The 19,081-nt window shown below is 73.0% G+C and carries 20 protein-coding genes; 12 read left to right on the top strand and 8 right to left on the bottom strand.

The genetic code is table 11. The annotated features are described in order from the left end of the window. Positions 1–5 precede the first annotated feature (5 nt). Positions 6–383 (top strand): ArsR/SmtB family transcription factor, encoded by a 378-nt coding sequence (locus tag ACF1A1_RS26380; protein WP_392003273.1) that lies wholly within the window; start codon positions 6–8, stop codon positions 381–383. An 85-nt stretch (positions 384–468) separates the two neighbouring features. Here ACF1A1_RS26380 and ACF1A1_RS26375 read toward each other — a convergent pair whose 3' ends face one another. Genes ACF1A1_RS26375 through ACF1A1_RS26360 form a run of 4 tightly spaced genes read right to left on the bottom strand, consistent with a single transcriptional unit; the run spans position 469 to position 3,093 of the window. Further along, a complete protein-coding gene (locus tag ACF1A1_RS26375) occupies positions 469–1,530 on the bottom strand; it encodes an ArsO family NAD(P)H-dependent flavin-containing monooxygenase (RefSeq protein WP_392003272.1) in 1,062 nt (353 codons plus the stop codon). After that, the gene (locus tag ACF1A1_RS26370) at positions 1,527–1,685 is read right to left on the bottom strand and encodes a hypothetical protein (RefSeq protein WP_392003271.1); all 159 of its coding nucleotides are present in this window, start codon (positions 1,683–1,685) and stop codon (positions 1,527–1,529) included. Before ACF1A1_RS26370 ends, ACF1A1_RS26375 begins: the two co-directional genes overlap by 4 nt. Next, positions 1,682–2,788, bottom strand: coding sequence for an ACR3 family arsenite efflux transporter (gene arsB / locus ACF1A1_RS26365; protein WP_392003270.1), 1,107 nt, complete (start codon positions 2,786–2,788; stop codon positions 1,682–1,684). The genes ACF1A1_RS26370 and arsB overlap by 4 nt, the downstream gene beginning before the upstream one ends. Next, the gene (locus ACF1A1_RS26360; RefSeq protein WP_392003269.1) at positions 2,785–3,093 is read right to left on the bottom strand and encodes an ArsR/SmtB family transcription factor; all 309 of its coding nucleotides are present in this window, start codon (positions 3,091–3,093) and stop codon (positions 2,785–2,787) included. Before ACF1A1_RS26360 ends, arsB begins: the two co-directional genes overlap by 4 nt. A 103-nt stretch (positions 3,094–3,196) precedes the next feature. Between ACF1A1_RS26360 and ACF1A1_RS26355 the strand changes: the two genes are divergently transcribed. The 3 genes from ACF1A1_RS26355 (at position 3,197) to ACF1A1_RS26345 (ending at position 5,677) form a co-directional block, all read left to right on the top strand. Then, a complete protein-coding gene (locus ACF1A1_RS26355) occupies positions 3,197–3,868 on the top strand; it encodes an arsenate reductase ArsC (RefSeq protein ID WP_392003268.1) in 672 nt (223 codons plus the stop codon). A 56-nt stretch (positions 3,869–3,924) separates the two neighbouring features. Next, positions 3,925–4,344: an arsenate reductase ArsC gene (locus ACF1A1_RS26350; RefSeq protein WP_392003266.1), complete on the top strand. Its 420-nt coding sequence runs from the start codon at positions 3,925–3,927 to the stop codon at positions 4,342–4,344. Between the two features lie 634 nt (positions 4,345–4,978). Next, positions 4,979–5,677, top strand: a complete 699-nt coding sequence (locus ACF1A1_RS26345; protein ID WP_392003265.1) for a haloacid dehalogenase type II — start codon at positions 4,979–4,981, stop codon at positions 5,675–5,677. Between the two features lie 198 nt (positions 5,678–5,875). On the opposite strand, the gene ACF1A1_RS26340 is transcribed toward ACF1A1_RS26345, so the two are convergent. After that, a complete protein-coding gene (locus ACF1A1_RS26340; RefSeq protein ID WP_392003263.1) occupies positions 5,876–6,865 on the bottom strand; it encodes a DMT family transporter in 990 nt (329 codons plus the stop codon). An 81-nt stretch (positions 6,866–6,946) separates the two neighbouring features. Between ACF1A1_RS26340 and ACF1A1_RS26335 the strand changes: the two genes are divergently transcribed. Continuing rightward, a complete protein-coding gene (locus tag ACF1A1_RS26335) occupies positions 6,947–7,900 on the top strand; it encodes a LysR family transcriptional regulator (protein ID WP_392003261.1) in 954 nt (317 codons plus the stop codon). Positions 7,901–8,120: 220 nt separating this feature from the next. Here the strand turns inward: ACF1A1_RS26335 and ACF1A1_RS26330 are convergent, their stop codons facing one another. Beyond that, positions 8,121–8,414 (bottom strand): putative quinol monooxygenase, encoded by a 294-nt coding sequence (locus ACF1A1_RS26330; protein ID WP_392003259.1) that lies wholly within the window; start codon positions 8,412–8,414, stop codon positions 8,121–8,123. A 286-nt stretch (positions 8,415–8,700) separates the two neighbouring features. After that, positions 8,701–9,663 carry a carbohydrate kinase gene (locus ACF1A1_RS26325; RefSeq protein WP_392003258.1) on the bottom strand — a complete coding sequence of 321 codons (963 nt, stop codon included), beginning with the start codon at positions 9,661–9,663 and terminating at the stop codon, positions 8,701–8,703. 249 nt (positions 9,664–9,912) lie between these two features. On the opposite strand from ACF1A1_RS26325, the gene ACF1A1_RS26320 reads away from it, so the two are divergent. The 5 genes from ACF1A1_RS26320 (at position 9,913) to ACF1A1_RS26300 (ending at position 14,374) form a co-directional block, all read left to right on the top strand. Beyond that, complete coding sequence (locus tag ACF1A1_RS26320) at positions 9,913–10,935, top strand: sugar ABC transporter substrate-binding protein (protein ID WP_392003257.1); 1,023 nt, start codon at positions 9,913–9,915, stop codon at positions 10,933–10,935. Between the two features lie 170 nt (positions 10,936–11,105). After that, positions 11,106–12,119, top strand: coding sequence for an ABC transporter permease (locus ACF1A1_RS26315; protein ID WP_392003255.1), 1,014 nt, complete (start codon positions 11,106–11,108; stop codon positions 12,117–12,119). Further along, positions 12,116–12,952 carry an ATP-binding cassette domain-containing protein gene (locus ACF1A1_RS26310; RefSeq protein WP_392003253.1) on the top strand — a complete coding sequence of 279 codons (837 nt, stop codon included), beginning with the start codon at positions 12,116–12,118 and terminating at the stop codon, positions 12,950–12,952. Before ACF1A1_RS26315 ends, ACF1A1_RS26310 begins: the two co-directional genes overlap by 4 nt. 76 nt (positions 12,953–13,028) lie before the next feature. Further along, the gene (locus ACF1A1_RS26305) at positions 13,029–14,060 is read left to right on the top strand and encodes a LacI family DNA-binding transcriptional regulator (RefSeq protein WP_392003251.1); all 1,032 of its coding nucleotides are present in this window, start codon (positions 13,029–13,031) and stop codon (positions 14,058–14,060) included. Then, the gene (locus ACF1A1_RS26300) at positions 14,057–14,374 is read left to right on the top strand and encodes a hypothetical protein (protein WP_392003250.1); all 318 of its coding nucleotides are present in this window, start codon (positions 14,057–14,059) and stop codon (positions 14,372–14,374) included. The genes ACF1A1_RS26305 and ACF1A1_RS26300 overlap by 4 nt, the downstream gene beginning before the upstream one ends. Before the next feature lie 211 nt (positions 14,375–14,585). Here ACF1A1_RS26300 and ACF1A1_RS26295 read toward each other — a convergent pair whose 3' ends face one another. Further along, entirely contained in the window at positions 14,586–14,927 is a 342-nt protein-coding gene (locus tag ACF1A1_RS26295; RefSeq protein ID WP_392003363.1) for a trypco2 family protein, read from the bottom strand. An 84-nt stretch (positions 14,928–15,011) separates the two neighbouring features. Here ACF1A1_RS26295 and ACF1A1_RS26290 point away from each other — a divergent pair, with 84 nt between their 5' ends. Both ACF1A1_RS26290 and ACF1A1_RS26285 read left to right on the top strand, forming a co-directional pair. Continuing rightward, a complete protein-coding gene (locus ACF1A1_RS26290) occupies positions 15,012–16,724 on the top strand; it encodes a trypsin-like serine peptidase (RefSeq protein WP_392003248.1) in 1,713 nt (570 codons plus the stop codon). Beyond that, entirely contained in the window at positions 16,721–19,015 is a 2,295-nt protein-coding gene (locus tag ACF1A1_RS26285) for a tetratricopeptide repeat protein (protein ID WP_392003246.1), read from the top strand. Before ACF1A1_RS26290 ends, ACF1A1_RS26285 begins: the two co-directional genes overlap by 4 nt. Positions 19,016–19,081 lie beyond the last annotated feature (66 nt).

Raw genomic sequence — 19,081 nt, 5'->3', positions numbered from 1 at the left:
GAGGCATGTCGAACACCAAGGTGCTGCCGCTGCTCGAGCCCGAGGTCTCCGCCACCGTGACGCCGTGCTGCCCGCCGCTCACCGAGCGCCCGTTCACCGCGGAGGAGGCCGAAACGGCCGCGCGGATGTTCAAGGCCCTGGGCGACCCGGTCCGTCTGCGACTGTTCTCGGCGGTCGCCTCGCACGAGGGCGGCGAGGCGTGCGTGTGCGACATCTCCGACGTGGGCGTCTCCCAGCCGACCGTCTCCCACCACCTGAAGAAGCTCAGGGAGGCCGGGCTGCTCACCTCCGAGCGGCGCGGCACCTGGGTCTACTACCGCGTCGAGCCGTCCGTGCTGGCCGCGATGGGCAAGTTGCTGACCATCGCGCCGGCCGCCGCCTGACCGCCGCCCCGGTTTCACCACCGGGAAGCCCCGACGCCCGCACGACCCGGACCACCCCCGGCCGGATGCTCGTGCGGTCCGGACCCTACGCGAGCAGGTCCGCGATCTCCCGGGCTGCCTCGCGGGCGGGGCGCCCGGCCCCGATGAGGGTGGCGGAGGCCGGGCCGGTCCAGTCGCCGTACCCGAGCAGATGCAGGCGCGGCTCGTCCACCGCCCGGGTGTTCTCGGTGACGATGCGGCCGCGCCGGCCCCGGAGCCGCAGTGGTGCGAGGTGGGACAAGGCCGGCCGGAACCCGGTGCACCAGATGATCACCTCGGCCTCGGCGCGGCTGCCGTCGGCCCATGCCACGCCGCCGGGCACGAGCCGGCTGAACATGGGGCTCGCCTCGAGCAGGCCGCGGTCGCGGGCCTCGCGGACCGGTGGGACGGCGACGATGTCACCGAGGGAGGCCACGCCGCCGGTGTCGCCGCGGCCCTGGTCCAGGGCGCGGCGGCGGGCGGTGGCCGCGTCGAAGAGGGCGCGGCCGTCGATGTCGTCGGCCAGGAAGCGCGGCGGGCGCGGCGTCACCCAGGTCAGCTCGGCCTCGTGGGCGAGGTCGGCGGCGATCTGGGCGCCGGAGTTGCCGCCACCGACCACGATCACCCGGCGGCCCGCGAAGTCCTGCGGGCGCCGGTAGCCGACGGTGTGCAGTTGCCGGCCGCCGAAGTCCGCGCGGCCCGGGACCGCGGGGAGGAAGGGCCGCCACCAGGTGCCGGTCGCGCTGATCACGGCGCGGGCCGACCAGGTGCCGGAGTCGGTCCGAACGCGCAGGAAGTCACCGTCGCGGTGCACGCCGAGCGCCCGGACCGGGCGCCGTACGGGCAGCTCGTACCGCTTCTCGTAGTCGCGCAGGTACGCCACCACGTGCGCGGCGTCCGGATACCGCTCGCCGCTCCGCGGCGGCATGAGGCGTCCGGGCAGCGAGGAGAAGGCGGCCGGGGAGAACAGGCGCAGCGAGTCCCAGGTGTGCTGCCAGGCGCCGCCGGGCTCGGCCTGGGCGTCGAGGACGACGAAGTCCACGCCGAGGCGGCGCAGGTGGTAGCCGGCGGCGAGCCCGGCCTGGCCGCCGCCGATCACCACCACCTGCGTGTGCCGGTCGCCCGTCACCAGGTGCGGAGGGTGTTCGCGGTCCGCGGGCGGCAGGCCGCGCGGGCCCGCTCGGAGACCCCGCAGCGGGCGGCGCGCACGGCGGCGCCGCGCTGTGCGCGGACGCCGGCCGCGGCGGTCTGCGCCCCGATGCCCGTGCGGTCCGGGCAGGTCACCGCGTCGCCTCCAGCGGCTCGGCCGTACCGGCGGTGAACTTCCTGCGCCAGGCCAGCGACACGTAGACGAGGGCGACCAGGACCGGGACCTCGATCAGTGGGCCGACCACGCCGGAGAGGGCCTGGCCGCTGGTGACGCCGAAGGTGGCGATGGCGACCGCGATGGCCAGCTCGAAGTTGTTGCCGGCCGCGGTGAAGGCGAGGGTCGCGGTGCGGTCGTAGGCCAGGCCGATGACCTTGCCGAGGGCGAACGTGCCGAACCACATCACCGCGAAGTACACCAGCAGCGGCAGCGCGATGCGGGCCACGTCCAGCGGCTGCGAGGTGATGGTCTTGCCCTGGAGGGCGAAGAGGATGACGATCGTGAACAGCAGGCCGTACAGCGCCCACGGTCCGATCTTCGGCAGGAAGCCGTTCTCGTACGTCTCGCGGCCCAGCTTCCGTTCGCCGACGCGGCGGGTGAGGAAGCCGGCCAGCAGCGGGATGCCGAGGAAGATGACGACGTTCAGGGCGATCTTCCACATCGAGATGTCGAGGTGCTCGCCGTCGCCCAGGTTCAGCCAGCCGGGCAGCAGGTCGAGGTAGAACCAGCCCAGCAGGCCGAACGCCAGTACCTGGAAGACCGAGTTCAGCGCCACGAGCACGGCGGCGGCCTCGCGGTCGCCGCAGGCGAGGTCGTTCCAGATGATGACCATGGCGATGCAGCGGGCCAGGCCGACGATGATCAGGCCGGTGCGGTACTCGGGGAGGTCCGGCAGGAAGATCCAGGCCAGGGCGAACATGACGGCCGGGCCGAGGACCCAGTTGATGACCAGCGACGAGACCATGAGCTTCTTGTCGCCGGTGACGGCGTCGAGTTTGTCGTAGCGGACCTTGGCCAGGACCGGGTACATCATGATCAGCAGGCCGGCGGCGATCGGCAGGGAGATGCCGCCGATCTCGACCTTGGCGAGGGCGTCGTTCAGGCCGGGGATGGCTCGGCCGAGTCCGAGGCCGAGGGCCATGGCGATCAGGATCCACACGGCGAGGAAACGGTCGAGCGTCGAAAGCTTCGCCACGACCGAGGGCTCCTCGGTGGTGGCGGGTGCTTCGGTGCGGGTCACGGGCAGGCCCTCTTGTTGTCGGCGGCGTTGCGTGCGGACTCGGCCAGGTCGGCGAACTGGCCGGCGAGCTGGGCGATGACGTCCGGGCGCAGCCTGTAGTACGTGTAGCGGCCGCACGGCTCCGTGTCGACGACACCGGCCTCGCGCAGCACTCTCAGGTGGTTGGAGAGGTTGGTCTGCCTGGCCCCGGTCTCCTCGATCAGGTGCGTGGAGCAGAGCGTCTCCCGGGCGAGCAGGGTGACGATCCGGAGGCGGAGCGGGTCCGCGAGAACCCTCATCAGATCAGTGTCGACTGACGTCATCATGGACTGATACTGTCACATCATTCCGGGCTGACACCAGCCTGGGCTGATCCTTGGGACTTTCGTCTCCACCCCCGTGGCGACCCACCCCCGAAGGGGAATTCCCGTGACCGCGTCATCCCCGCCCGCCCTGCCCGGCGAACGCCTCGTGTCCGGTGCCGCCCGGCCGGCCCGTCGCGACCGCGGGCGCTTCTCGCCGGAGGCCATCCAGCGCCTCGTCACCGACTCGCGAGAGCGGCCGATCGAGCACGCCCGTGTCCGAACCCACCTGGTCGTCCTGGCCGAGCAGCCGGCCACGAAGCAGCCGGACGCGCTCGCGCGGGTCCAGGGCGCGCCTGGCAGCGGCCTGCCCCACGGGCTGTCCGTGTGCGGCCTCCCCCACGCGCGGACAGCCTCGCGCGGGGAGACCGCCGTCGCCGGCCGTTCCCGGATGGCCGCCGCGCTCGCGCACCGCGCCGGAGGCCGCGCAGTCCTGTCGTCGGCGGGCACGCGCCCGGCGGCCGGGGCCGAGCCGGTCCTCGCGCGGGTGCCGGCGGAGGCGGGCACGGACCTCGCGGGCGCGTTCCCCGAGCCGCCGACGGACGAGGTCGTGCGGGCCGCCGACATCGTCCGCACGATGGGGTGCGGGGCAGCCCGCCCGGTCGTTCCGGGCCGCCGCTACCTGGACCGGCCGGTCACCGCCCCCGAGGGCGACCCGCTCACCGTCGTCGTCCGTGGTCTCCGCGACGGGACCGACGCCCGCGTCACCGAACCGCTCGACTCCCTGCCGAGCGCCTGAACTCCGTACCCGCACCCCGCACCATCTGCGTGATCCACACCGCGAAGGAAGAACTCATGTCCTCCAGCCCGCTCGCCTCCGTGCTGTTCGTCTGCGTCCACAACGCCGGGCGCTCACAGATGGCCGCCGGATTCCTCACCCACCTCGCGGGCGACCGGATCGAGGTCCGCTCCGCCGGCTCCGTCCCGGGCGACCAGGTCAACCCGGCCGCGGTCGAGGCCATGAGGGAGGTCGGCGTCGACATCTCCGACCAGAAGCCGAAGATCCTGACCACCGAGGCCGTCCAGGCGTCCGACTACGTCATCACCATGGGCTGCGGCGACGCCTGCCCCATCTTCCCCGGCAAGAAGTACCTCGACTGGGCCCTGGAGGACCCGGCCGGCAAGGGCGTCGAGTCCGTCCGTCCGATCCGGGACCAGATCAGGACGCGCATCGAGGCGCTGATCGCCGAGATCGACGAGCAGCGGGAGGTCTGACGTCGGGGACCTGCCCGCGCGCCGCGCCGCCACCGGCTTCAGCGGCGCCGGAGGTGCCGCACGGCGACGACCGCCTGCATCGCGGCGGCCGGGCGCAGCAGTGCGGGACGGGGCCTGTCGGGCATGCGGCCCGGTGGACGGCGACGGCCGTGACGGTGACCACCGGTGCCGCCCACGCGGTCAGTGCCGCCGCCCGTACCGCCCGGCTGGGTTCGCGCCGCAGCGCCAGCCAGGGGGAGCGGCTCCGAGCACTCCTCACCGGGGCACACCCCGGCGGAGCGGTCCAGCCGGCCGCTGCGACGGCACCACCCTCGCCGTCCGAGGCTTGCGGACCGGTCAGCGCAGGGCGTCGAGGGCGGTGAGGATGTCGGCCGGTTCGGCAACTGGCCCCGGGCACCGATCCCGCCGCCGCGGCCGAGGTGCTGGCGCTGCTGACGCACGGGGTGAACCTGCGATCCCGGGCCGGGGCGGACGCGGATCAGCTCAGGAAGACGGTGGCCACCGCCCTCCACGCGTTCAGCGGCCCGGCGGCCTGATCCCGGCGAGCCGGCGCGCGGGACGTCGTACCAGCCTGTCTGCTGGTGCGGGGGCCGACCGCGCGAGGCGGCCGGCCTGCGCACGACGGGAGGAAGACATGCCCGACGACGGCCACCGGGATCCGCGGGTCCTGGTCTTCGACGTGAACGAGACGCTCAGTGACCTCACCCCGCTGCGGACCCGCTTCGAGGACCTCGGCGCACCGGGGGATCTCCTGCCCAGGTGGTTCGCCGGGGTGCTGCGGGACGGGTTCGCGCTGACGGCCGCGGGGGCGTACGCGGACTTCGCGTCCGTCGCCGCGGACGGGCTGCGGGCCCTGCTGCCGGGCGTGCGGGGGTGGACCGGTGACGTGGAAACCGCGGTCCGGCACATCATGGACGGCTTCGCCCACCTCCGGGTGCACCCCGACGTCCCGGACGGGGTACGGCGGTTGAGCGGTGCCGGGTTCCGGCTGGTGACGATGACCAACGGCAGCGCCGCACTGACCGAGCGACTGCTCGCGCAGGCAGACCTGCTGGACGCGTTCGAGGCACTGCTGGACGTGGCCGGTCCGCGGCGCTGGAAGCCCGCACCGACCGCCTACCGGTACGCCGTCAAGGAGGTCGGGGTGCGGCCGGAGCAGGCGCTGCTGGTCGCCGTGCACCCCTGGGATGTCGACGGCGCGCTGCGCGCGGGGCTGGGCGGCGCCTGGCTGCGGCGCGGCGCGGACGTCTACCCGCGGACCATGTCGAAGCCGACCTGCACCGCGCAGGACGTGCGGGAACTCGCCGATGTCCTGATCGCCGCCCGGACCTGACATCCGGGACGTCCGGGCCCGAGAGACGCGTACCGGGCCGGTGACCGGGTGATCGCTCTGTGCGCCGTCCACCACCTGGCGTCCGGCACGGGCGACTCCCCGTTGCTCTTCCATGGCGGCCGCTGCGGCACCTTCCACCCCGTTGCGCTGCCGGCCTGACGCGGGCCGTCCCTCGTCCGGCCCTGCGCGGCCAGGGGCTCAGGTGCCGGGTCCCGGTCGTTGGCGAGGGACCGGAAACCCGGTCGCCTCCGGCCCCACCGCCACGACCGGGGCAGGCGCGACGCGGGCGGCGGGCCCGCTCGCGCCCCGGCCGCGGTGGGCGCGTTCGATGGACTGCCCCCAGTACGTTCCGGTGACGATCAGCGCGGCTCCGAGGGCGGAGAGCGCGGTGAGGTGCTCACCGCCGAAGCCGATGCCCACCAGGAGGGCCCAGACCGGTTCGGTGCCCAGCAGGAGGCTGGCCCGAGTCGCGGAGGTGCGCTGCACCGCCCAGGTCTGGGCCAGGAAGGCGAACAGGCCGCAGAACAGGGCGAGGTAGAAGAGCTGCGCCCAGGTCATGGCGTCGGCCCGGGCGAGAACCGGGAGCCCGCCCGCCGCGGGCGGGAGGAACACCACCGCGCCGACGACGCTCTGCACGGCGGTCAGGTGCAGCGGACGCAGCGTCGGGCCGGTGGCGATCCGTCCGACGAGCACCACATGCCCAGCCCGCACCACGGCTGCCGCGAGCATCAGCAGATCGCCGGTCCCGGGGACGCGCAGACCCTGGCCGGACATGAGCAGGCAGACGCCCCCGACGCACAGACCCGCGGCGAGGAAGAACCTCCCCGCCACGCCGCCCCGTCGTCCCACACGGTCCAGCAGCGGGGTGAGTACGAGGGTGAGGCTGATGATCAGGCCCGCGTTGGCCGCGCTGGTCTGCGTGACGCCGTACGTCTCCAGGGCGAGGACCGCGGCCTGGGTGAGGCCGAGCAGGGCGCCACGGCCGATCTCATCCCGGGTGAAGAGACCGGACCCCCGTGCGGCGGCGACGACCGCGACGACGGAAGCGAGGGCGGAGAGGAAGGCGCGCAGGAAGAGGACGATCAGCACCGGAGTGGCGTCCGTGGCCGCCTTCGCCGTCAGGTAGCTGGAGCCCCAGACGACGGCGACGACCAGGAGCACCGCGTCCGTACGACGGGTGGCTGGCATGGCGCCCACCATTCCCGACCAGCACAGTGAAGTAAACGACGAGTTGCTCAAACGACCCTTTAGCGAAGCTACACTGACCCCGTGGACGAGAGACAGCTGCGGGTCCTGCGCGAACTGGGCGAGCTGGGAAGCGTCACCGCGGTCGCGGAGGCGATGCGGGTGACGCCCTCGGCGATCTCGCAACAGCTCCGGCTCCTCCAGCGCTCGGTTCCCGTCCCGCTCACCGAGCGCGACGGACGGCGGCTCGTCCTCACCTCCGCCGGACAGGCCCTGGCCGACGCCGCCATCGGGGTGGAGACGGCGCTCGCCCGAGCGCGCCACACCGTCGACGAGTTCGTCGACCGGCCCGACGGTGCGGTGTCGGTGGCGGCCTTCCACAGCGCGGCCGCGGCGTTCTACCCCCTGCTGCTGCGGCGCCTGCACGTCCCGGGATCGCCCCGGCTCTCCCTCCACGACGAGGACGTCGCGCAGGACGACTTCCCACCCCTGACCCGCCACTACGACCTCGTCATCGCCCACCGGCTCGATCACGCACCGGCGTGGCCGCGGACCGCGACGGCCACCGCCCTGCTGCGTGAACCGCTCGATGTCGCCCTGCCCGCCGACCACCCCCTCGCCGCGAAGCCCCGTCTGACCCCGCGCGATGTCGCCGACCAGCCCTGGATCACCGTTCACGACGGCTTCCCGCTCCTTGCCACCATCGATGCCATCGCCGCCGCCGCCGGACAGCGACTCGACATCGCCCACCGCGTCAACGAGATCTCGGTCGTCGCCGAACTCGTCGCCGTCGGCGGTGGAGTCGCCCTGATGCCTCGCTGGACGGCCCGCCCGCATCCGGCCGTGGTCCTCAGACCCCTCGACGGCGTTCACGCGCTCCGCCACGTCGACGTGCTGCACCGCCCCGAGCGCGCGGCGCGCAGGGCGGTGCGGACCGTGCTCACCGAACTGTCGCGCGCCGCGGAAAGCATTCGCGGCGGGGGCGGCGATGCCGGTGATCGGGAGGCGGACGGGCAGGAGGCCGATCAGCGCGGCTGAGGAAACCGCCCCGCGGGGGTCGGACCTGCCGGGGCCGGATCGGGGCCGGACGAATCCCGATCCGCAGCGGCGTGCCGGGGCGGCCTCCCCGCCGGGGCCGACGGGGCCGAGGGGTACTCCCTCGGCGTCGGCGAGGCGGGCCCGGCCGGTACGCGGCCCCCGCGCCCTCGGTGCCGCTGCCCGACGACAGCGCCGGCGAGGTGTCCGCCTCCCGGCCGTGTCAGGCGAGTGGATCGAGGAACGTCAGCACGGACGCGTCCTCCTCGATCAGCGGGGCCAGTGCGGTGTTGAACGGTCCGCCGTACGGGGCGTTCAGGTGCGCCTGGAAGGCCTCCTCGTCCCGGTACACCTCGAAGATCCAATAAGCCCGTGGATTGGACGCCTTGGTGTAGACGTCGAAGGCGAGGTTGCCCTCTTCCTCACGCACCGTGCGGGCGTAGTCCAGCAGCAGGCGGGCCACGTCGTTCTCCGCTCCCTCGCGGGCGGTGAACTCGGCGAGCAGGGTCTTGTTCACGGTCGTGTCCTTGCGTGGTGGAGGAACGTGGGGGAGGAACGTGGTGGATGAACCCCCGGTCCGGTCTGCGGCCGTCCACGCCGTGGGCCTGCTGTCCGGCGCGGACGACCGGACGGTGACACCTTGTCGGCGCCGTCGTCCACGGCGCCGACAAGGAGTGTCATCGTCGACTTGCGTCATCGACGACTTGTGTCATCGATGACATCGAGTTGCCCGATGATGTGGGCACTGCGGCCGACGCGTCAACGGTGCGGGGGTGTTGGGCCCGGCGCGGTTCGACGGCCCGTCATGCGTGATCGGCTGTCTCGCACTGCGCCAGCCGGCTCTGCCACGGCGGGTTGGGGCCGGCGACCGAGCAGGTCAGGGCCGCGACCCGGGTGGCGAAGAGGCAGGCTTCCGCGACATCGCCGGGACGGAGGTCCGTCAGCCGGCCGCCGAGGAGTCCGCGGGCGCCCAGGTGGTGCAGCAGCCCGGCGGTGAAGGAGTCCCCCGCCCCGACCGTGTCGACCACCCGCGTCGCCACCGCGGGCACCTCCACCCGTTCGCCGTCGAGCGAGGCCAGGGCGCCGTCGGCGCCGCGCGTGATCACGACGAGCCGTGCCCCCGCGGCGTGCCAGAGGTCGCACGCCTGCTCGGGCGGCGTTCCGGGCAGGAGCAGCGCCAGGTCGTCCTCGCTCAGCCGCAGCACGTCCGCGAGGCCGCACCAGTGCGCCAGCCGGGCCCGGTAGACCTCCGGACGCACCAGCAGCGGCCGGACGTTGGGATCGATGCTGACGGTGGCGTGGGCGGCGGCCGCCGCCAGGAAGTCCTCCACCACCGCCGCACCGGGCTCGCGGACCAGGGCCAGGGAGCCCGTGTGCACACAGCTGGTGTCGGACAGGTCCACCCCGGCCAGTTCCGCCGTACTCCACTGCCAGTCGGCCGTGTTCTGCGCGTGGAAGGAGAACGCGGCCTGCCCCCGGGCGTCCAGCTCGGCCACGGCCAGCGTGCTGGGCTCGGCAGCCGGGACGGCGCACGACAGGTCCACTCCGGACGCCTCCAGGTGGGACCGGAACAGGCGGCCGAACACATCGCCGGACAGCCGCGCGAGGAAGCGGGCCGGCGTGCCCAGCCGGGCCAGGGCAACGGCCGTGTTCGCGGGTCCGCCACCGGGCAGCACTCGGAGGGCGAGTTCGTTCGAGGCGCTCGCGGGTTCGGCGAAGGCGTCCGCGACGCACTCTCCGAGGACGGTGATCTGACGCAGGCTCATGGGCTGCTCTTCTCTGCCGGGCACGGGCCACCCGGACGCGTCGCACCGCAGCGCCGCCGAACGGCTACGGGTGGGCGACGGCCGTGGACGTTGCCGATTTGTGACGAGGGCAAGGCATTGACGTTGCCGGGAGACGGAGTCCATCATCCTCGCCATGCAGTGTCAACGATGACATAAGTCAACGATGACACCTCGGGACGGCATGCTCCGATGCCGGCCGCGCCGCTCGCAATCCCGCAGGAGTCGTTCATGTCGCGCACCACTCGTCTGCCCCTCTCCCTCCTCAGAGCCGCCGCGTGCACGGGCATCGCGGCCCTCACCCTGACGGCCTGCGGATCCGGCTCCGGATCGGGTTCCGCGAGCACCGGTTCGGGCAGCGTCAAGGTCGGTCTGATCACCAAGACCGACACCAACCCCTTCTTCGTGAAGATGAAGGAGGGCGCGGAACAGGCCGCCAAGGAGAACGGCGCCCAACTGGTCAGCGCCGCGGGCAAGTTCGACGGCGACAACGCCGGTCAGGTCACCGCCATCGAGAACATGGTCGCCTCGGGCGTGAAGGGCATCCTGATCACCCCGAGCGACTCGAAGGCGATCGTGCCCGCGATCGAGAAGGCCCGCGCCAAGGGCGTGCTGGTCATCGCCCTGGACACGCCGACCGAGCCGGAGAGCGCGGTCGACGCCCTCTTCGCCACCGACAACGTCAAGGCCGGTGAGCTGATCGGCCAGTACGCCAAGGCCGCCATGCAGGGCAAGACGGCCAAGATAGCCACCCTCGACCTCGCGCCCGGCGTCTCCGTCGGCGTCCAGCGGCACGAGGGCTTCCTCAAGGGCTTCGGCATCGGCGAGAAGGACCCGGCGGTCGTCTGCTCCCAGGACACCGGCGGCGACCAGGCCAAGGGCCAGACGGCGATGGAGAACTGCCTCCAGAAGGAGCCGGGCATCAACGTCGTCTACACCATCAACGAACCGGCCGCCCTGGGCGCGTACACCGCGCTCAAGGCCAAGGGCCGGGAGAAGGACGTCCTGATCGTCTCCGTCGACGGCGGCTGCACCGGCACCCAGGCGGTCAAGGACGGCAAGATCGCCGCCACGTCCCAGCAGTACCCGCTGAAGATGGCCGCCGAGGGCGTCAAGGCCGTCGTGACGTACGCCGAGGACGGCAAGAAGGCGTCCGGCTACACCGACACCGGCGTCACCCTGATCAGCGACAAGGCGCAGGCGGGGGTCACCTCGAAGGACACCGCCTACGGCCTGGAGAACTGCTGGGGCTGAGCCGCCCGCCCGCGAGCGGCCGCCGTCCACACCCCCTCAGCGGGGCGGCCGGCCCCACCTCCCCGACCGGGGCCGGCCGCACCTCTCGTCCTCGTGTCCCCTCGTCCCCTCGTCCCCTTGTCCTGCGCGAGGGACTGACAAGGACTTCTGTCTTCCGACAAGGACTCCGCATGACTGCCACGTCCACGCCACCGTCCACCTCCACGCCGTACGCCGAGCTCAAAGCACCGACCACGGTCCGCAGACTGCTCACGCAACCGACCACCGGTCCGCTGGCCGCCCTCGTCCTGGCCTGCGTCTTCTTCTCCCTGTCGACCGACCAGTTCCTCACGGGCGGGAACTTCTCCCTGATCGTGCAGCAGGTCATGGTCGTCGGCACCCTCGCCATCGGGCAGACCCTGATCATCCTCACGGCGGGCATCGACCTGTCGTGCGGTGCCGTGATGGCGTTCGGCAGCATCGTGATCGCGAAGATGGCGGCCGAGGGTTCCCTGCCCCCGCTCGTCGCCATCGCGCTGGGGCTGGCCGTCTGCGGCGGCTTCGGCCTGCTCAACGGGCTGTTGGTGCAGAAGATCCCGCTGCCGCCGTTCATCGTCACCCTCGGCATGCTCAACGTGGCGTTCGCGCTGACCCACATCTACTCCGAGGAACAGACCGTCACCAACCTGCCCGGCCCGCTGACGGCCCTCGGCGAGACCTTCCCGCTGGGCCGCACCGACATCACCTACGGCTCGCTGGTCACCATCGCCCTGTTCCTCCTCCTCGCCTACGCGCTCAGCAGCACCGGCTGGGGCCGGCACGTCTACGCCCTGGGCAACAGCCAGGAAGCGGCGCGGCTCAACGGCATCCGCACCTCCCGCCTGACCATCGGCGTCTACACCGTGGCGGGCCTGCTGTACGGGATCGCCGCCCTGCTGCTCATCTCCCGTACCGGGGTCGGCGATCCGCAGGCAGGACAGACCGACAACCTCGACAGCATCACCGCCGTGGTCCTCGGTGGCACCAGCCTCTTCGGCGGACGCGGGTCGGTCCTGGGCACCTTCATCGGCGTCCTCATCGTCGGCGTCTTCCGCAACGGCCTGCAACTGATGGGCGTCGCCTCCATCTACCAGACCCTGATCACCGGCGTCCTGGTGATCCTCGCGGTGACCGTCGACCAGATCTCCCGGAAGAAGGCCCGATGACCGCCACCCCTTCCCCCACCCCCGTCCTCCAGGCCCGCGGTCTGGTCAAGCGCTACGGCCACGTCACCGCCATCGACGGCGCCGACTTCGACCTGCTGCCCGGCGAGGTCCTCGCCGTCATCGGCGACAACGGGGCCGGCAAGACCAGCCTCATCAAGGCCCTCACCGGTGCCGTGGTCCCCGACGCGGGCGAGATACGCCTCAACGGCGAACCCATCACCTTCTCCGGCCCGCAGAGCGCACGCGCCCACGGCATCGAAACGGTCTACCAGGACCTCGCCGTGGCCTCCTCCATGGACATCGCCTCCAACATGTTCCTCGGCCGCGAACTGCGGCGCCCCGGCGTCCTCGGCAGCGTCTTCCGCATGCTGGACAAGAAGCGGATGCGCCAGGAGGCCGCGGAGCACATGGCCGACCTGAAGATCGGGCTGCGGTCGCTCACCCAGGCGGTGGAGACCCTCTCCGGCGGACAGCGGCAGGCCGTGGCGGTGGCCCGGTCCGTCGCCTGGGCGCGCAGTGTCGTCGTCATGGACGAACCCACCGCCGCGCTCGGCGTCAAGGAGTCCGGCCAGGTCCTCGACCTCATCCGCCGCGTCCGCGACAAGGGCATGCCGGTCGTCCTGATCAGCCACAACATGCCGCACGTCTTCGAGATAGCCGACCGGATCCACGTCCACCGGCTGGGCCGGCGCGCCGCCCTGATCAAGCCCTCCGACTACTCCATGGCGGAGGTCGTCGCCATCATGACCGGCGCGCTCACCGTCGACGAGGCCGGAGGTACTGTCGTAGCGGATTCCGAGGCCGCCAAGGCCGCCGGTGTCCAGGCCACTTGACCACACGACTTCATCACTCACGGATGTCCGGCCGAGGCCGCGGCCGGAACCGACGAGCACAGGAGACGTTTCCCCCATGGCAGCGAACCGCCGCCCCACCCTGGCCGACGTCGCACGAGAGGTGGGCGTCAGCGCCAAGACGGTCTCCCGCGTCCTCAACGAGGACGGACCCGCCTCGGCGCAGACCAGGGAGCAGGTTCTCGCCGCCGTGGCCAAACTCGGTTTCCAGCCGAACCTCATGGCACGCAACATCCGCGTCGGCGGACCCGACACCACCGTCGGACTGGTCATCCCCGATCTCGGCAACCCCTTCTTCGGCGCCGTGGCCGGCAGCATCGAGGACGCCGTCCGTGACCGCGGGCTGACCCTGCTGATGGGCTCCTCCGCGGACGATCCCCACCGCGAGCGCGCGCTGACGGACAAGTTCCTCGCCCGCCGCATCAGCGTCCTGATGGTCGTGCCGTCCGTCGGCGCCGACCACACCCACCTGAAGACCCACCGCTCCGGCGGCCTGCCCGTGGTCTTCATCGACCGTCCGGGAGCGGGCCTGTCCACGGACAGCGTCGTCAGCTCCAACCGGGCGGGCGCCCACGACGGCGTCGCCCACCTGATCGCCCACGGGCACCGGCGCATCGGCTTCATCGGCGACCTGCCCATCAAGCTCTACACCCGCCGCGAGCGCCTGGCCGGATACCGCTCGGCCCTCCAGGAGGCCGACCTCCCCTACGACCGGGCCCTGGTCGCCAACGCCCACGACGAGCACGGGGCCGCCGCCGCCACCTCCCAACTGCTGGGCCTGGCGGATCCGCCGACCGCCCTGTTCGCCGGCAACAACATCGTCGCGCTGGGCATAGTCACCCAACTCGCCCGCAGCGGACGGAAGGACGTCGCCGTCGTCGCCTTCGACGACGTACCGCTCGCCGAGGCGCTCGAACCGGCCCTGACCGTCGTCGCCCAGGATCCCGAGGAGATCGGCAGGGCGGCGGCGACCACCGCGCTGTCCCGCCTCGACGGTGACCGCTCCCGCACCCGCACCATCACGGTTCCCACCCGGCTGATCGTCCGCGGCTCGGGAGAGCGCCCCGCCGCGGTGCTACAGGAGGCGTGACCCGGGGCCGACGCCCGGGGCGCGCCGTTCGGGACGTCAGGACCGGCGAGCCGCAGACCCCGGTCACCGATATCGCCACGCCGGCCGACCGGGTGCTCGACGCTCTGCTCCCCCGACTCGCCCGTGAACCGCGGCCGGCCTTCTCCGGCCCCGGCATGGGCGCCACCGTCGCCTTCGAGGTGGCGCCGCGCATACGGCGGGAAGGACTCGCCCCGGCGTACCGATCCGTCGGAGCGGACCAGCCCCCGGACGGCGGCCCGGGCCGGGTCGGTCACGTGGTCCCCGCCGGGGCGCACGCACGCACCGAAACCTGACCACCCACCGACGCCCGACCACGCCCCGACATCCGGGGCAGCCCATGCTCGCGTTCCGGCCGTCCCGGGCCCTCACCCGCGTCCAGCGGTCCTCCCCTCGCCCCACCGGGACGACCCCACCACCGGGAACCGGAGGTTCGGCCCGGCCGCGGGCGGAGCGGAGGGCGTCCTCGGGGGCGGGGTTGCGGAAGGCGAGGCCGGCGGAGGTCGCCTACCGCCGATCCGGGCCGGACGACCCCTCGTCCGCGGCCGCTCCGGACGAGGCGTCGCCCCGACCGACCATGACCCGGCCGCCTCCCGTCACCTCGGGCTTCAGATCGACCTGGACCTGATGGGTCGTCTGACGGTCCACCGAGCCGCCGAGTTCGGCCGTCACCACGCCGATGCGCACTCCACCGCGGCCGGTTCCGGAGTGGTGCACCTGGACCGTGAACGTCAGGTTCACGTTCTCCACGGTGAAGCCCAGGGCGCGGCCCCGCGCCTCCTCCCGGGCCTGCTCCAGTTCCCCCCGGATCTGGCGGATCACCTCGGCCAGCCCCACGAACCCCGGCACATCCGTCAACTCGTACCCCCCGAAAGCCCGTTGATCTATTGCGTCCCAGTATGCGACAGGACCCTGCGCCCGTATAGTCGTGCTATGGCGGCCGACGGGGGTATCCATGATGGTTCGTCACTGGAGACGCCTTCCTGGGCGGTGCGCATCCGGCGGGCGGACGGGCAGATCGCGGGCGCCGGCATTCTGCTGAGCCCCGACACGGTTCTCACCTGCGCCCATGTGGTGGGCCGGGGAGCGCGGGTCACCGCGGAGTTCGTGGGAGCGCGCAGCCCCGCGGTGCCCTCGGTGGCGGCCTGGGTCGACGGGGACGCGTACGTGCCCAACACCCGGGACGCCGACGGCGATCCCAGCGGCGACGTGGCCCTGCTGCGGCTCGAACGTCCCAGACCCGTCGGTGAATCCGTACTGCTGTACCGGCTCTCCGCGCCGAACCGCGCGGTGCGGATGTACGGCTTCCCGTACGACCACAACGGCGGCATCTGGTTCCGGGCCACCATCGTCGGCGGCTGCGGACGCGACGGGCAGGTGCAACTGAGCCCGACGAGCCCCGGCGAGCGCGCCAGCCCGGGATGCAGCGGCTCGGGCGTGGTGGACACCCTGACGGGCAAGGTCATCGGGATGGTCCTCAGCGGGCTCGAGGACCGTCACGGGAACCTGTTCTCCTTCATGAGCCCGGCCGAGACGATCGTCCGGCACCTCCCCCAGGTCGACCAGTGGACCCGGGGCAGGACAGCCGTCGACGACGGGCTCAGGTCCACGGGGGACGACGCGGCGGAGTCGCTGCTCGACGAGCCGTTCGCCCAGCGCCTCGCCGACTGGCTCCGGGACGGCCGGCACCAGGTCAAGATCAGCCTCGTGCCCGCCGACGACGCCGTCCGGTCCGCCACCCTGCGCCGCGCCATCACCCTGGCCGACCGGGAGTTACGCACCCCGGCGTCCGTCGACCGCGCCTCCCTCGATCCGCCCGGCACCGTCCCGGCGGCCGGAGGCCACGACCTGGCCGTGGACGCCACGGGGCTCACCTCCACCGTGATCGCGGAGCGCATCGCCGAGCGCATGGGGCTGTGGCAGCACCCGGCCGACCCCGTGGGCGAGCGGATCAAAGCCGCGGACGTCACCCTCACCCTGGTCGTCGTCGGGGTCGACGAGGCCGTCGACCCACCGGCCCTCCTGGACCTGCTGGAAACGCTGCGCGCCAAGGGCAACCGCCTGCTGCTGGTCTTCCGCACCGCGGACGCCGCCTACCACCGCGCCCGGTACGAACTGGTGGTCAAGCCCGAACGCGAGCGCCGCGCACGCCTCGTCGAGCGACTGGAGAAGATCACCGGACCGCTCGCCAGGGCGCTGTACCGGCGCACGGCCGCCGTGCGGGCCGAGGACGCGCGCCCCGCCGACGCGGACCTGATGCGGGCCCACGCCGCACTGGCGGACCTGACCCGCCCGGAGGGCGCCACCGGTGACGGCGGCCCGAGCCCGGACCTCGCCCGCTACGAGCGGCTCGCCGAGCGGGTGGCCGACCGGATGACCAGGACCATCGGCACGCTCGACAGGCTCCGCGACCGGCGCGACGAGTTGGAAGGCAGGCTGCGCAGCTACCACCTGCTGCACCAGACGTCCCTGCGGGGCAACGAGGAGGACCTGACGGTGGACGCCCTCCATCTGCGCGCCTACGAACTCCTGCGGGCCAGGCCGTGCGACGTGCGTGCCGCCGAGGCCGCGGTCGACGCCTACACCCGCCGCGTCGACGGCCGGGACCCGGAGAGACAGGGACGGGGAGGTGCCTCCGCGTCATGACGTCCTTACCGACGCCGTGCCCGAGACCCGACTGCCCGGGCGGCGGCCACATCATGGTGACCGGCTACTGCGACACCTGCCACCGCAAGGCCCCCGACGAGGCCCGGGTGGCGCCGGCGCGGCCCGCCGCCGAGCCCGAGGCCCCGCGCCGGCCGGCCGCCCCGGCCGCCGACGCGCTCGACAACGACGGCCTGCTGACCCTCCCGGACGTCCCCTCCCCCGATCCGTCGGAAGCCGCGAGCACCACCGCCAGTCCACCCACCGGGGGCCGGCGCTGCGGCGTCGACAACTGCACCGGCGTCATCGGCGTCGCCTACGTCGGAGGCCCCACCCTCGACCACGGCTTCTGCCCCCAGTGCGGCCGTGAGTACTCCTTCCGGCCGAAGCTGCGCCCCGGCGACCGGGTCGGCGGCCACTACCGGGTGCTCGGCTATCTCGCTGCGGGCGGACTCGGCTGGGTCTACCTGGCGGAGGACACCCGGGTGCCGGACCTGCACGTCGTCCTCAAAGGGCTGATCAACACCGATGACGCCGTCGCCCGGCGGTCGGCCGTCGAGGAGCGCCGCTCGCTCACCACGCTCCACCACCGGGACATCGTGCGCATCGTCACGCACGTGCAGCACCAGGCGCCCGGCGACGCGGAACCCACCGGGTACATCGTGATGGAGTACGTCGGCGGACGCTCGCTCGCCTGGATCCGGCGCGCCTCCGACGGGGAACTGGCACAGCTCTTCGGCGGCTCCTTCGGCATCGGCCATGTGATCACCTACGGCTGCAAGATCCTCGGCGCCCTGGAGTACCTGCACGGCCAGGGCCTGCTGTACTGCGACATGAAGCCCGACAACGTCATCCACTACGGACGCGACATCAAGGTCATCGACCTCGGAGCCATCCGCCGGACCGACGACCGCTCCTCCAACCTCGTCTACACGTCGGGCTACGCACCGCCGAAGAAGGAACGCGACAGGCGCGGCTTCCACATCGACACCGACCTCTTCACCGTCGGCCGCACCCTGGAGGCCCTCGCCGCCCGGGCCGAGCCGGCCGCCGGACTCGCCGCCCGCTCCTTCGACGCGCTGATCAGACGCGCCAGCCACACGGAGCCGGCGGCCCGGTTCACCTCCGCGGCCGAGATGTCCCGCCAGCTGTGGGAGGTGCTGCGCGAGCACCAGGCACTCAGCGGGCACGAGCCCTACCCGGAACGCTCCACCCGGTTCGAGCCGACGGCGGCGGTGTTCGGCTCGGCTCTCGGCACGGTGCCGGCGCTGGTCCACTGGACCGGTCGCTCCGGCCCCGAGGTTCCGGACCTGCCCATCGCGGCGCCGGCCCCCCAGGACACGGCCCGGGCCCTGCCCGTCCCGATCCCCGACCCCCACGACGACGCCGCCGTGCTGCTCGGCGGCCTCGTGTCCGGCGATCCGGGCCGCATCGCGGAGCAGGCCGAACGCGAGCCGGTACTGCGCACGGTCGAGACCGCGCTGTGGCTGTGCCGTGCCTACCTCCAGGCCGGGGACCCGGGCGAGGCCGGCCGGTGGCTGGGCAGGGCCCGCGAGCAGAGCCGCGAGTACGACTGGCGGATCTTCTGGCACCAGGGCCTGGTGTGGCTGATGGAGGGTCAGGTTCAGGACGCGGAAGGCGAGTTCGCCGCGACCTACGCCGCGCTGCCCGGGGAGTCGGCGCCGAAGCTGGCCCTCGGCTACTGCGCGGAGTACCTCTTGGCCGAGGAGCGCCAGACCGAGGCGTACTACGAGGCCGTCTGGCGGCGGGACAGGACGCAGGGCAGCGCGGCCTTCGGGCTCGCCCGGCTCCACCTGCGCCGGGGAGACCGGCCGCGGGCCGTCGCCGTACTCGACGAGGTGCCGACGACCTCGCGCAACTACGACGCCGCGCGCATCGCCGCGATCCGGGTGCTCACCGGCCGGCTGCCCGGTGCCGGGCCCACGGCGGCCCAGCTGGCCGACGCCGACCGGCGGCTGGCGCTGCTCAGGGCGACCGCACAGCACCTCGTGGGCGGCAAGGCATGGGACCGGCTGGTCACCGAGGTCCGGGAGAACGCCTTCGACCGCCGTCCGCGCGCCGGCTGGGGGCCGGGCTTCCCGGCCGGCGAGCTGTTCGGGCAGGAGGACACACCGAGGGCACTGGGCAAGCTGCTGTCCCGCTCGCTGAAGGGACTCGCGGACCAGGCGGACGGCGCCGCCGAACGCGGTGACCTGCTCGACCGGGCCTACGCGGCGCTCCCCGAGGCGGCCGGCCTGCGGGATCTGCTCCGGGGGTGGCGGCGGGCGGCGTGAGGGTGCGAGGCCCGCCGGTGGGACACCGGCGGGCCGTGAACGGGCCGGCGGGCGGGCCGGCCCACG

Source organism: Streptomyces sp. NPDC014995, from assembly GCF_043080745.1.
Taxonomy (GTDB): domain Bacteria; phylum Actinomycetota; class Actinomycetes; order Streptomycetales; family Streptomycetaceae; genus Streptomyces.
Note: the sequence above shows the minus strand (reverse complement) of the source record. Positions and strands in the feature narration are given on the sequence as shown.

Bases quoted from the DNA above. Each gene is read 5' to 3' on its own strand.
- ACF1A1_RS26320 (WP_392003257.1), top strand. From the start codon at position 9,913: ATGTCGCGCACCACTCGTCTGCCCCTCTCCCTCCTCAGAGCCGCCGCG.
- ACF1A1_RS26345 (WP_392003265.1), top strand. From the start codon at position 4,979: ATGCCCGACGACGGCCACCGGGATCCGCGGGTCCTGGTCTTCGACGTG.
- ACF1A1_RS26360 (WP_392003269.1), bottom strand. From the start codon at position 3,093: ATGATGACGTCAGTCGACACTGATCTGATGAGGGTTCTCGCGGACCCG.
- ACF1A1_RS26310 (WP_392003253.1), top strand. From the start codon at position 12,116: ATGACCGCCACCCCTTCCCCCACCCCCGTCCTCCAGGCCCGCGGTCTG.
- ACF1A1_RS26315 (WP_392003255.1), top strand. From the start codon at position 11,106: ATGACTGCCACGTCCACGCCACCGTCCACCTCCACGCCGTACGCCGAG.
- ACF1A1_RS26285 (WP_392003246.1), top strand. From the start codon at position 16,721: ATGACGTCCTTACCGACGCCGTGCCCGAGACCCGACTGCCCGGGCGGC.
- ACF1A1_RS26325 (WP_392003258.1), bottom strand. From the start codon at position 9,663: ATGAGCCTGCGTCAGATCACCGTCCTCGGAGAGTGCGTCGCGGACGCC.
- ACF1A1_RS26350 (WP_392003266.1), top strand. From the start codon at position 3,925: ATGTCCTCCAGCCCGCTCGCCTCCGTGCTGTTCGTCTGCGTCCACAAC.
- ACF1A1_RS26340 (WP_392003263.1), bottom strand. From the start codon at position 6,865: ATGCCAGCCACCCGTCGTACGGACGCGGTGCTCCTGGTCGTCGCCGTC.
- ACF1A1_RS26305 (WP_392003251.1), top strand. From the start codon at position 13,029: ATGGCAGCGAACCGCCGCCCCACCCTGGCCGACGTCGCACGAGAGGTG.
- ACF1A1_RS26290 (WP_392003248.1), top strand. From the start codon at position 15,012: ATGGCGGCCGACGGGGGTATCCATGATGGTTCGTCACTGGAGACGCCT.
- ACF1A1_RS26380 (WP_392003273.1), top strand. From the start codon at position 6: ATGTCGAACACCAAGGTGCTGCCGCTGCTCGAGCCCGAGGTCTCCGCC.